Source organism: Planomonospora algeriensis (assembly GCF_977012225.1).
In genome coordinates this window covers 1-11317 of record NZ_CDRNDK010000191.1, presented here as the reverse complement: position 1 = coordinate 11317, position 11317 = coordinate 1, and the positions used below count along the sequence as shown (strand labels likewise).

At 71.4% G+C, this 11317-nt stretch carries 11 protein-coding genes and 1 riboswitch; of the genes, 6 read left to right on the top strand and 5 right to left on the bottom strand.

Annotated elements, in window-relative coordinates; translation table 11 throughout:
- Window positions 1-109: 109 nt before the first annotated feature.
- The 5 genes from ACWJ6R_RS19830 to ACWJ6R_RS19810 form a co-directional block, all read right to left on the bottom strand.
- Window positions 110-1123 (bottom strand): ABC transporter ATP-binding protein, encoded by a 1014-nt coding sequence (locus tag ACWJ6R_RS19830; RefSeq protein ID WP_449063659.1) that lies wholly within the window; start codon window positions 1121-1123, stop codon window positions 110-112.
- Window positions 1124-1218: 95 nt separating this feature from the next.
- The gene (locus ACWJ6R_RS19825; protein WP_449063657.1) at window positions 1219-2220 is read right to left on the bottom strand and encodes an ABC transporter ATP-binding protein; all 1002 of its coding nucleotides are present in this window, start codon (window positions 2218-2220) and stop codon (window positions 1219-1221) included.
- Window positions 2221-2234: 14 nt separating this feature from the next.
- Window positions 2235-3215, bottom strand: a complete 981-nt coding sequence (locus ACWJ6R_RS19820; RefSeq protein WP_449063656.1) for an ABC transporter permease — start codon at window positions 3213-3215, stop codon at window positions 2235-2237.
- A 92-nt stretch (window positions 3216-3307) separates the two neighbouring features.
- Window positions 3308-5092, bottom strand: a complete 1785-nt coding sequence (locus ACWJ6R_RS19815; protein ID WP_449063655.1) for an ABC transporter substrate-binding protein — start codon at window positions 5090-5092, stop codon at window positions 3308-3310.
- Window positions 5093-5109: 17 nt separating this feature from the next.
- Window positions 5110-6111, bottom strand: coding sequence for an ABC transporter permease (locus ACWJ6R_RS19810; RefSeq protein ID WP_449063654.1), 1002 nt, complete (start codon window positions 6109-6111; stop codon window positions 5110-5112).
- A 320-nt stretch (window positions 6112-6431) separates the two neighbouring features.
- Between ACWJ6R_RS19810 and ACWJ6R_RS19805 the strand changes: the two genes are divergently transcribed.
- The 6 genes from ACWJ6R_RS19805 (at window position 6432) to ACWJ6R_RS19780 (ending at window position 11266) form a co-directional block, all read left to right on the top strand.
- Complete coding sequence (locus ACWJ6R_RS19805) at window positions 6432-7238, top strand: oxygenase MpaB family protein (protein WP_449063653.1); 807 nt, start codon at window positions 6432-6434, stop codon at window positions 7236-7238.
- Window positions 7239-7358: 120 nt separating this feature from the next.
- Window positions 7359-7489: riboswitch (FMN riboswitch) on the top strand.
- A 105-nt stretch (window positions 7490-7594) separates the two neighbouring features.
- Complete coding sequence (locus ACWJ6R_RS19800; RefSeq protein WP_449063652.1) at window positions 7595-8203, top strand: riboflavin synthase; 609 nt, start codon at window positions 7595-7597, stop codon at window positions 8201-8203.
- Complete coding sequence (locus tag ACWJ6R_RS19795; protein WP_449063651.1) at window positions 8200-8862, top strand: nicotinamide mononucleotide transporter family protein; 663 nt, start codon at window positions 8200-8202, stop codon at window positions 8860-8862. The genes ACWJ6R_RS19800 and ACWJ6R_RS19795 overlap by 4 nt, the downstream gene beginning before the upstream one ends.
- 5 nt (window positions 8863-8867) lie before the next feature.
- Window positions 8868-10082 carry a bifunctional 3,4-dihydroxy-2-butanone-4-phosphate synthase/GTP cyclohydrolase II gene (locus tag ACWJ6R_RS19790; protein ID WP_449063658.1) on the top strand — a complete coding sequence of 405 codons (1215 nt, stop codon included), beginning with the start codon at window positions 8868-8870 and terminating at the stop codon, window positions 10080-10082.
- A gap of 93 nt (window positions 10083-10175) precedes the next feature.
- Window positions 10176-10664, top strand: a complete 489-nt coding sequence (gene ribH / locus ACWJ6R_RS19785) for a 6,7-dimethyl-8-ribityllumazine synthase (RefSeq protein ID WP_449063650.1) — start codon at window positions 10176-10178, stop codon at window positions 10662-10664.
- A gap of 143 nt (window positions 10665-10807) precedes the next feature.
- Window positions 10808-11266 (top strand): PH domain-containing protein, encoded by a 459-nt coding sequence (locus ACWJ6R_RS19780; RefSeq protein ID WP_449063649.1) that lies wholly within the window; start codon window positions 10808-10810, stop codon window positions 11264-11266.
- Window positions 11267-11317: the final 51 nt, after the last annotated feature.

The window sequence follows — 11317 nt, the reverse complement described above, 5'->3', positions numbered from 1 at the left end:
CCGGCCCCGGCCGGCCTGAAGGACCCGCCGACCCGCCCTGACGGATCCGCCCTGACGGCCCCGCCGGGCGCCTCGTCGTCCGGCGCTCGCCTGCGCCCCCGCGGCCGTCTCAGGCGAGCGCCGGGTCCAGCACCACGTCCCGGCCGTGCACGGTCGGCTCCTCGGGGAAGTGGCAGGCGGTCAGATGGCCCTCCCGGCTGCCCGCCAGCCGGGCCAGGGGCGGTTCCTCGGCCGCGCACCTGTCCTGCGCCTTCCAGCACCGGGTGCGGAACCGGCAGCCGGAGGGGGGATCGATCGGGGAGGGCACGTCCCCGGCCAGGCGGATGCGCTCGCGGGGCGCGGGGCCCGCCGTACCCGCCGCGCCGTCGGGCGCGTCCGCGGCGGCCTCGGGCACCGCCGACAGCAGGGCGTGGGTGTAGGGGTGGCGGGGACGTCCGTACAGGGAGTCCCGGTCGGCGATCTCGACGACCTTGCCGAGGTACATGACCGCGACCCGCTGGGAGAAGTGCCGGACCACGGCCAGGTCGTGCGCGATGAACAGGAACGCGATGCCCAGCTCGCGCTGGACTTCCTGGAGCAGGTTGACGACCTGGGCCTGGATCGAGACGTCCAGCGCGGAGACCGGCTCGTCGGCGACGATCAGCTTCGGGTTCAGGGCGAGCGCGCGGGCCACCCCGATGCGCTGGCGCTGGCCGCCGGAGAACTCGTGCGGGAAGCGGTTGTAGTGCTCGGGGTTGAGCCCGACGATCTCCAGCAGCTCCCGGACCCTCCGGTCGCGGCCGCCCGGCGGATCGATGCCGTTGACGTCCATCGGGCCCCGGATGATGCCGCCCACGGTGTGCCGGGGGTTGAGCGACGAGTACGGATCCTGGAAGATCATCTGGATCTCGGCCCGGATGGGCCGCAGTTCCCTGCGGCTCGCGTGGGCGATGTCCCGCCCGCGGTAGCGGACGGCGCCCGCGGTGGGTTCCAGCAGCCGCGCGGCCAGGCGCCCGGTGGTGGACTTGCCGCAGCCGGACTCGCCGACCAGGCCCAGGGTCTGCCCGGCGTGCACGGCCAGATCGATCCCGTCCACCGCGTGGACGGCCCCGACCTGCCGTTTGAACAGCAGGCCGCCCCTCATCGGGAAGAGCTTGCGCACGCCGGACAGCTCCAGCAGCGGCTCGCCGGGGTCCGGCGGCCCCGGGACGGGAGGCACGGCGCGGTCGTCGGTTTCCTTCACGGACGGATCTCCCGCTTCTGGGCGAGGGTCAGATGGCACGCGTCGCCGTGGCCGCGGTGCGGGGACAGGTCGGGCCGCTCGGTCCGGCACCACTCGGGTCCGGCCAGCGCCGGGTAGTCGCACCGGGGGTGGAACGGGCAGCCGGACGGCACGTCGATCAGGCTCGGCGGGGTACCGCGCACCGGCCGGAGCGGCACGTCCACCGGGCCGCCGAGCCGGGGCATGGAGGCCAGCAGGCCCCAGGTGTAGGGGTGGTGGGGATCGCGCAGGACCTCGGTGACGGTGCCGCGCTCCACGGCCCGCCCGGCGTACATCACCAGCACGTCGTGCGCGGTGTTCGCGACCACGCCCAGGTCGTGGGTGATCAGGATGATCGAGGTCCCGGTCTGCTGCTGAAGGTCCTTGAGCAGGTCCAGGATCTGGGCCTGGACGGTCACGTCCAGCGCGGTGGTGGGCTCGTCGGCGATCAGCAGGTCGGGGTCGCAGACCAGGGCCATGGCGATCATCGCGCGCTGCCGCATGCCGCCGGAGAACTGGTGGGGGTAGTCGTCCACCCGGGTCTCGGGCTGGGGGATGCCGACCCGGGTGAGCATCTCGACCGCCCGGTCCCGGGCCGCGGCCCGGGACGCGCCGGTGTGCCTGCGGAAGACCTCGCCGATCTGCCTGCCGATCGTGTGGTACGGCGAGAGCGCGGTCAGCGGGTCCTGGAAGATCATCGCGATCTTGTCGCCGCGGAGCCGCTCCATCCTGGAGCGCGGGGCGCCGATCAGCTCCTCGCCGTCCAGCCGGATCTCCCCGCCGATCCCGGTGGTCTCCGGGTTGTGCAGGCCGAGCACGGTCAGGCTGGTCACCGACTTGCCGGAGCCGGACTCGCCGACGATGCCCAGCGTGGTGCCCTTCTCCACGTCGAAGGAGAGCCCGTCCACCGCGTGGACGACACCGTCCTCGGTGTGGAAGTCGACGGTCAGGTCGCGGACCGACAGAAACGGGGTTGACACGGTGTCCGCAGCTCCTAGCTCAGTCGTACTCGGGGGTCGATGAAGGCGTACAGCAGGTCGACGACGATGTTGAACACGACGATCGCCGCGGCCGCCACGAGCACCGTGGCCATCAGGACCGGCAGGTCGGAGTCGGTGACGGCGTTGATGGACAGCCGCCCGAGCCCCTGCAGGCCGAAGGTCGTCTCGGTGATGATCGCGCCGCCGATGAGCGCGCCGAGGTCCACGCCGAAGATGGTGACGATGGTGATGAGGGTGCCGCGCAGCGCGAAGCGCGTCACCACGGTCCGGGCCGGCATGCCCTTGGCCCTGGCGGTGCGGACGTAGTCCTCGTTGAGCTGCTCCACCATGGTCGAGCGGGTCATCCGGGTGTAGCCGGCGGTGAAGATGATCGCCAGCACCACCCAGGGCAGCGCCAGCCCGCCGGCCCAGGCGAGCGGATCCTCGGTGAACGGCAGGTACTGCGGCCGGGCGAGGATCTGGTTCTGGTAGACGAGGAAGTAGAGGGCGAGCGTGCCGATGAAGTAGATCTGCACGGAGGCGCCGATCAGGGAGGACACGCTGGCGATCTTGTCGAGCGGCCTGCCCTGGCGCAGCGCCGCGACGACCCCGGTGGCGACGCCGAACAGCAGGAAGACCACCGCCGCGCCGACGGTGAGGGAGACGGTGACCGGGAGCCGGTCCAGGATCGTCTCGAACACCGGCGCCCGGTTGACGAAGGAGTAGCCGAGGCACGGGGCGGCGCAGTACCCCAGTCCCTCGTAGTCGCGTCCGGTGAAGATCCCGCTCAGCCAGGTGGTGAACTGGGTGAACAGCGGCTGGTCGAGCCCCAGGTTGTGCCGGGCCTGCTCCAGCAGTTCCGGCGGGCAGACCTTGCCGCAGGCGAGCCGGGCGGGGTCGGCGGGGACGGCGAAGAAGAGGAAGAACGTGACGGCGGAGATGATCACGAGGGTGACCGCGGCGCCGAGGACGCGGCGGGTGAGGAATGGGAGCATGGCCTGCTTCTCGACGTGTCGGCTCGGACCCCTCCCGGGGCGCCGGCGGCGGGCCCGCCTGGGCGGACGCGGCCGGTGCCCCGGGGCGCGGGCTACTGCTTGACGAAGATGGTGTTCGGCGAGACGATCCAGAACTGCGGGTCGATCTCGGCGCCGCCCACCTTGGAGCCGTGGAGCGTGTTGGCGATCCGGTTCTCGGCGACCACCAGCGGGGTGATCGTCTCCTGGATCTTCCTGTCCAGCGCCATCCACGCGGCGTTCGCCTCGTCGATGTCGGGCATCGCCTCGATCTTCTTCATCTCCTCGGTGAGCGCCGGGTCCTTCAGGTGCGAGTAGTTCGGCGCGCCGTCGCCGACCGGGCCGAAGATGATCGGCAGGACCGTCGAGCCCGACGGCCAGTCGGCGCCCCAGCCGCCCCAGTACAGGTCGAACTCGTTCTTCACCAGGCCGATGGAGTCGTAGTAGGTCTTGCGGTCGAGCGGCTTGGCGACGACCTTGATCCCGGCCTTCTCCAGGTTGCTCTTGATCACGACGGTGATCTGCTCCTGGAGCGGTGTCTGGTTGTAGGCGTAGACGATCGTCGGGGTGGGGTCGCTGGACTGGGCCAGCAGCTCCTTGGCCTTGGCGATGTCGCCCTCGGGCTTGGCCGCCTTGCCGAACAGGTCGTAGGCCTCGTAGCCGGCCGTGGTGTTCTCGTTGAGGATCGTGGTGGGCAGCGCCGCCGCGGCCGGGCCGCCGTAGACCTGCTGGATCTGCTTGGACGGCCAGGCGTGGTTGATGGCCTGGCGGATCTTGACGTCCTTCACCCGGTCGAGGTTGAAGTAGTAGTAGTTCCCGTACGGCGAGGGGCTCTTCAGCAGGCGCGGGGCCAGCGAGGCGTCACCGAGGACCTGCCGGAGCCGCTCCGGCGGGACGGTGGCGTAGAAGGTGAACGCCGTCTGGTCGGGCCCGGCGTCCGCCATCAGGCGGTCGGTGATCTGCAGGGCCTCCTGGCCGAACTCCATGTGCCACTTGTCGGGGTAGGCGCCGCGGATCGGGTCGGTGGCCGGGTCCCAGTTCGGGTTGCGCTCCAGGTCCAGGGTCTTGTCGACGATGTGGCTCTTGATGACGTACGGCCCGCTGGAGAAGGGCTCCCTGTCGTACTTCTCCTTGGTGTCCTTGGCCTTGGGCACGATGGCGTACCCGCCCATCGCGAACGCGTAGTTGGCGTCGGCGTGCGGCGTCTTGAACGTGAAGACGACCGTCTTGTCGTCCGGGGTCTCGATGGCGTCCAGGCGCTTGCCGTCGTAGGGGCCCTGGTAGGCCTTCTTGTGGTCGGTCTCGGTCAGCCACTGCTGGACGTAGGTCGGGCCCTGGGTGATGAAGGGGGCGAACGTCCGCTCGATCGTCCACTTCACGTCCTCGGACGTGATCGGTGAGCCGTCCTGCCACTTCACGCCGTCCTTGAGGGTGAAGGTCCAGGTCTTGCCGCCGTCGGACGGGGTGCCGGCGTCGGTGGCCAGGTCGCCGACCAGCTTGTACTCGCCCTTGGCCACCCGCTTGTAGCCGGTGAGGCCGCGGTGGATCAGCAGGCCGAAGTTGGTGGCGGTGTTGACGTAGCTCTGCCCGGGGTCGAAGTGGGCGAAGTCGTCCCGGTCGATCATGGTGACGGTGCCGCCCTTGACGACGCCCTCGGGCTCGATGGCCGGGCCCTTGGAGTCCTCCGCCGTGCCGACCGTGATCGTCGGAGGCTTGTACGGCTCGGCCGAGGCGGCGGCGCTCGAGCCGCCGCCCGGGGTGGCCGGGGCGCCTCCGGGGTCGCCCTTGGCGCAGGCGCCGGTGAGGGCGAGCATGCCGGCGGCGAGTACGGCCAGCACCGGCCGTTTGCGGACTGTCATCTCTCTCCTATCGGGGTCTAACGCTTGATCTTGGGATCGAAGGCGTCGCGGACCGAGTCGCCGAGCAGGTTGAACGCGATCACGAAGATCAGCAGGGCGGCGCCGGGGAAGACGAGGTAGGTGATGTCGTCCTGGTAGACCTGGGTGCCGCGCAGGAACATGCGGCCCCAGTCGGGAATGGGCTCGATCATCCCGACGCCGAGGAAGGACAGCGCCGCCTCGGCGGTGACCAGGGCCGGGAGCGTGAGCGTCGCCTGGATCAGGATCGGCGTCCACAGGTTGGGCAGCAGCTCCTTGAAGACGATCCGGGCGGGGGAGGCCCCGGTGACCCGGGCGGCCTCGACGAACTCCCGCTCGCGCAGGGAGAGCACCTGGCCGCGCAGGAGCCGGGCCAGGCCGGCCCACTGGAAGGCGGTCAGCATGACGACCAGGGTTACGGCGCGCAACCAGACCGGGGTCTCCTCGTCGGGACTGACGAAGAGGTTCTCCACGACCGGCATGAAGGCGATGATGAAGAGCGTGGCGGGGAACGAGAGCGTGAGGTCGATCAGCCGGCCGATGGCGTAGTCCGTCTTCCCTCCGGCGTATCCGGCGACGATCCCCGTCACGATGGCGATCGCGGTGGTGGCGGCCGTGGCGGCGGCGGCGATCAGCAGCGAGGTCCTGATCCCGTAGACGAGCTGCATGAACACGTCCCGGCCCAGGCCGGGCTCGATGCCGAACCAGAATTCCGGGCTGATCCCGCCGTTCGGCAGGACCGGGTACCCGAAGTCGTTCAGCAGTCCCGGGGCGTCCTGGCCGTACAGGGTGTAGGGGTCCTTGCCGTAGATCCAGGAGATGACCGGGGCGAGGGCGGCGACCAGGAAGAAGAATGCCACCACCGCGGCGGACGCGATACCGGTCCGGTCCCGCCGGAAACGCAGCCACATCAGCTGGCCGGGTGAGCGGCCCGACGTTTCCGGTGCTTTCGCGGCCGGTTCTCCGGCCGGTGCGGCCACGGCTGGTGCTGGGGTGGTCATCGTGAGGGCTCCCCGGGGACGTGCCTGGTCGGGATCTGTGGGAACCATCGCAAGCCCGCCGCGGCAAATCAATGGAAAGGCGATTTCTATTTTTTTCGTTGCGGAAATTCCATCGGGTCGTTGCGGTTGTTCCGTTGACCTGATCCGGGGGGTGGATGAGAGGATGAATTTCCCCCGGCATTCGATTTTCACGGATTCGTGACATACCCATGACGGCTTCATGACATGTTCGCCGGAGCCGGATCCGGATCGTATGGCCGATTCGATGCGTGTCGCGGGCCCGATATGGGGTAACCCTTCACTTACAAGGGAGGTGGCCCATGGATCACGGACTCTTCGGACCGGGCTCGGTGACCTGGCGGGTGATGGGAGAGCCGATCCTGCTGGTCGGCGGGTTCCGGGCGCTGCTCATGCAGGGGCTGCACCCGCGCGCCATGCGCGGGGTCGCGCAGAACTCCGCGCTGATGGACCCCGGCGAGGCCTGGGCCCGCTTCCAGCGGACCACCGAGTTCGTCCGGGTGCGGACCTACGGCACGCTGGAGGAGGTCGAGCGGGCCGGCGCCCGGGTCAGGAAGATCCACTCCATGCTCACCGCCGTCGACCCCGGCACCGGGGAGCGCTTCCGCCTGGACGACCCCGAGGCGCTGCTCTGGGTGCACGTCGGCGAGGTCGACTCCTACCTGTCGGTGGCCCGGCGCGCCGGGGTGCGGCTGAGCGACGAGGACGCCGACCGGTTCGTCGCCGAGTGGCGCCGCGCCGCCGAGGTCGTCGGACTGCGGGCCGGCGACGTGCCGGGCTCCGTCGGCGAGATGCGCGACTACATCCGGGCCTGCCGGCCGGGCCTGTACTTCGCCCCCGAGATCCCGCACCCGATCCGCCAGTCGTTCAACGCGCCGCTCCCGCTGTACCTCCTCCCGCTCAAGCCGGTCTTCCCGGGGTTCGTCCTGTTCGCCTTCGCGACGCTGCCGCGCTGGGCCCGCAGGCTGTACGGCCTGCCCGCCACGCCCCTGGAGGACCTGTGGGCGACGGCGGCGCTCAGGACCCTGCAGGCGGGCATCGGCCTGGTCCCCGAGCCGGTCAGGTACCCCCCGGACGCCCGCCGGGCCCGACGCCTCGACGCGGCCTGACGCGCGGTCCCCGGACGCCCGCCCGTCCACCTGCCGGAGGGGTGTCCCGCCCGGTTTGCCGGGCATGGCACACTGGTGTACGGGAGCCGCGCCGTACGGCCGGCGACCCGAGAAGCAGAGCAGCGTGCTCCGGGGTCGGTGAAATTCCGAACCGGCGGTTACAGTCCGCGACCCGGTCGAAGCCATCGACCGGTTGACCCGGTGGAATTCCGGGACCGACGGTCAAAGTCCGGATGGGAGGAAGCGCGCGAGCGGACAGTGCCGTCGAGGCACCCTCCGCTGACGGGTCCGTGGACCCGTCATCCCCCCGGGGCCCGCCGTGGCAAGAAGCTACCGGCGAGTAGGAGGCCCCCCGGATGTTCACCGGAATCGTCGAGGAACTCGGCGAGATCGCGGCGATCGAGCCGCTCAAGGACGCCGCGCGGATGTCGATCCGCGGCGGGACCGTCACTTCCGACGCCGCGCACGGCGACTCCATCGCGGTCAACGGCGTCTGCCTGACCGTGGTCGGCGTCGACGGCGAGGTGTTCACCGCCGACGTCATGAAGGAGACGCTGGACCGCAGCTGCCTGGGCGTGCTGCGCCCCGGCTCCCCGGTCAACCTGGAGCGCGCCGTCCGCGCCGACCAGCGGCTCGGCGGCCACCTCGTGCAGGGCCACGTGGACGGCACCGGCGTGCTGCTCTCGCGCGAGCCCGGCGAGCACTGGGAGGTCGTGCGGATCTCCCTGCCCGCCGGGCTGGACCGCTACGTGGTGGAGAAGGGCTCCATCGCGGTCGACGGCGTCAGCCTGACCGTGGTCGGCGTCGACGGCGACGCGTTCTCGGTCAGCCTGATCCCCACCACCCTGAAGCTCACCACCCTCGGCGCCAAGCAGCCCGGCGACCCGGTGAACCTGGAGACCGACGTGATCGCCAGGCACGTGGAGAAGCTCGTCGGCGCCTACGTGCGGGGAGGCCGGGCGTGAACTGGGCCGAAGCGGGATTCCAGCTGTTCGGGGTGAAGGTCCTCTGGACCGACCTGGTCGGCAACGCGGCCGCGCTGGCCACCGTACTGCTGGCCATCCGCAAGTCGATCTGGACCTGGCCGGTGCAGCTGACCGGCGCGGTGCTGCTGCTCGTCGCCTCGGTCAGCGCGCAGCTCACCGGCAACGCGCTCAAGCAGGTCATGTTCGGCGTGCTGGCCGTCTACGGCTGGTGGAAGTGGTCGCGCGGCACCGCCGGCGGCCAGGAGCTGGCCGTACGGCCGGCCACCTCGCGCGAGCGGCTCGGGCTGATCGCGGCCATGCTGGCGGGCACGGCGCTGGTGGGCGTGCTGTTCTTCGTCACCGGCCTGTCATGGGGCGCGCACGCCCCGCTGCCCGACGGCTACTTCCTGGTCGCCGCCGACGCCTACATCTTCGTCGGCAGCGCCGTGGCGACCTGGGCGCAGGGCCGGGCGCTGGTCGACTTCTGGATCATCTGGGTCGCGGTCGACCTGGTCGGCGTGCCGCTGGCGTTCAGCTCCGGGCTGGTCGTCTCCGGCGCCGTCTACGGGATCTTCTTCGTGCTCGTCCTGATCGGGTTCGCGAACTGGCTCAAGGAGTACCGGTCGCAGGCCGTGCTCGTCCCCAAGGAGGCCGTGTGACCACCATGCTGGACCCCGTCGAGCGGGCGATCGCCGACATCCGCGAGGGCAGGCCCGTCGTGGTCGTCGACGACGAGAACCGCGAGAACGAGGGCGACATCATCTTCGCCGCGGCCAAGGCCACCCCGGAGCTGCTGGCCTTCACCATCCGGCACACCAGCGGCGTCATCTGCGTCTCCATGCCCGGCGAGGACCTCGACCGGCTCGGCCTGCCGCTGATGGTCCACGACAACCGCGAGCGCATGCGCACGGCCTACACGATCAGCGTGGACGCCCGCGACGGGGTGACCACCGGCATCTCGGCGGCCGACCGGGCCCGGACGATCCGCACCCTGTGCGACTCGGCGACCGAGCCGTTCGAGCTGGTCCGCCCCGGCCACGTCTTCCCGCTCCGCTACCGGGAGGGCGGCGTGCTGGTCCGGCGCGGCCACACCGAGGCGGCCGTGGACCTGTCCCGGCTGGCCGGGCTGAGCCCGGCGGGCGCGCTCGCCGAGGTCGTCAACGACGACGGGAGCATGAAGCGCCTGCCGGAGCTGCGGGCCTTCTGCGACGAGCACGACCTGGCGCTGGTCTCCATCGAGCAGCTGGTGGAGTTCCGGCGCAGGACCGAGCGGATGGTGACCCGGGTCGCCGAGACGCGCATCCCGAACGCCTACGGCCTGTGGAGGGCCTACGGCTACTCCAGCGCCCTGGACGGCGGCGAGCACCTGGCCCTGGTCTACGGCGACCTCGGCGACGGCGAGAACGTCCTGGTCCGCGCGCACTCCGAGTGCCTGACCGGGGACGTGCTCGGCTCGCTGCGCTGCGACTGCGGGGTGCAGCTGGACCACGCGATGGCCGAGATCGCCGCGGAGGGGCGCGGGGTCGTGGTCTACCTGCGCGGGCACGAGGGCCGCGGGATCGGCCTGCTGGCCAAGCTCCGGGCGTACGGCCTGCAGGACGGCGGGAGCGACACCGTCGACGCGAACCTGGAGCTCGGGCTGCCGGTGGACGCCCGGGAGTTCTCCAACGCCGGGCAGATCCTCGCCGACCTGGGCGTGAAGTCGGTCAGGCTGCTGACCAACAACCCGGCCAAGCTGCGCGGCATGGACGGCTACGGCATCAAGGTGCTGGGCCGGGAGCCGATGCCGGTGGCGATGAACCCCTACAACGAGAAGTACCTCACGGCCAAGCGCGACCGCCTCGGCCACGACATCCACGAGGAGGCCGGGACCGTATGAGCGAGCGGGCGACGGGCGCCGGGCGTCCGCGAACACGGACGCCCGGCACCCGGGCGAGGAGATCCGGATGAGCGAGCGAAGCGGGGAGGCCGCATGAGCGGGGAGGGACGGCCCGGAGCGGAGGCGGTGGACGCCGCGGGGTTGACGGTCGGGATCGTGGCGGCGCGCTGGCACGAGAAGATCACCGACAGGCTCCTGGAGCGGGCCGTGCGGGCCGGCGAGGACAGCGGCGCGACCGTGACCGTGGTCCGGGTGGCCGGGTCCCTGGAGATCCCGGTGGTGGCCCAGGCACTGGCCCGGCGCTGCGACGCGGTGGTGGCGCTGGGCGCGGTGATCCGTGGTGAGACCGCGCACTTCGACTACGTCTGCGACTCGGTGACCTCCGGCCTGACCAGGATCTCGCTCGACGAGGAGACGCCCGTCGGCAACGGCGTGCTGACCTGCGAATCGGTCGAGCAGGCCCTGGACCGGGCGGGACTGCCCGGCAGCCACGAGGACAAGGGGTACGAGGCCACCGTCGCCGCGCTGGAGACCGCCGTGCTCCTGCGCGGCCTGCGCGGCCTGCGCGGCCTGCGCGGCTGACACCGCCCGAGGGGGCGGCCGGGGCGTGCGGTAGGTTGCGACCGCGGGTGCCCGTCCGCCCCGGCGCGGCGGACGGCCGACCGGGCAGGCGGCCCGGAAGACCCGCCCGACCAGCGGTTCCGTAGAGGGAAAGTGATCGCCGAGTGAGCCCCGAGAACGTCCTGCCGCCCCCGCTGCCCGTCGTGTGGCGGCCGAAGACGGGGCGGATCGTGGCCTACGGTTTCGCGGTCGTGCTCATGGTGGGCGCGGTGGTGATGGCGGTCTTCCTGCCGCCGCCGTTCACCCTCGCCGACAAGGTCGCGGTGGTCGCGCTGGCCGGGGTGGTCGCCGGGGTGCTGCACCTGCTGGGGCGGTGCCGGGTGGAGGCGGACGAACAGGGGATCACCCTGGTCAACGCCCTGCGGGTGCACCGCTACGAGTGGCCGGAGGTGATCGCGGTCACGCTGATCGAGGGCGAGCCGTGGGCGAAGATCGACTTCGCCGACGGGCTGACCGTCGGGGCCATGGGCCTGCAGGGGTCGGAGAAGGACCGCACCGTGCGCCAGGTGCGCGAGCTCGCCGCGCTCATCCGTGAGCGCGGCGAGGCCGAGGAGCGCGGCTGACGGTCCCGCCGCAGCGGCGAGGCCCAGGAGCTGACGGTCCCGCCGCGCGCG

Excerpts from the sequence above, each read along its gene's own strand:
- ACWJ6R_RS19805 (WP_449063653.1), top strand. The coding sequence starts at position 6,432 with ATGGATCACGGACTCTTCGGACCGGGCTCGGTGACCTGGCGGGTGATG.
- ACWJ6R_RS19790 (WP_449063658.1), top strand. The coding sequence starts at position 8,868 with ATGCTGGACCCCGTCGAGCGGGCGATCGCCGACATCCGCGAGGGCAGG.
- ACWJ6R_RS19810 (WP_449063654.1), bottom strand. The coding sequence starts at position 6,111 with ATGACCACCCCAGCACCAGCCGTGGCCGCACCGGCCGGAGAACCGGCC.
- ACWJ6R_RS19815 (WP_449063655.1), bottom strand. The coding sequence starts at position 5,092 with ATGACAGTCCGCAAACGGCCGGTGCTGGCCGTACTCGCCGCCGGCATG.
- ribH (WP_449063650.1), top strand. The coding sequence starts at position 10,176 with ATGAGCGGGGAGGGACGGCCCGGAGCGGAGGCGGTGGACGCCGCGGGG.
- ACWJ6R_RS19830 (WP_449063659.1), bottom strand. The coding sequence starts at position 1,123 with ATGAGGGGCGGCCTGCTGTTCAAACGGCAGGTCGGGGCCGTCCACGCG.
- ACWJ6R_RS19820 (WP_449063656.1), bottom strand. The coding sequence starts at position 3,215 with ATGCTCCCATTCCTCACCCGCCGCGTCCTCGGCGCCGCGGTCACCCTC.
- ACWJ6R_RS19800 (WP_449063652.1), top strand. The coding sequence starts at position 7,595 with ATGTTCACCGGAATCGTCGAGGAACTCGGCGAGATCGCGGCGATCGAG.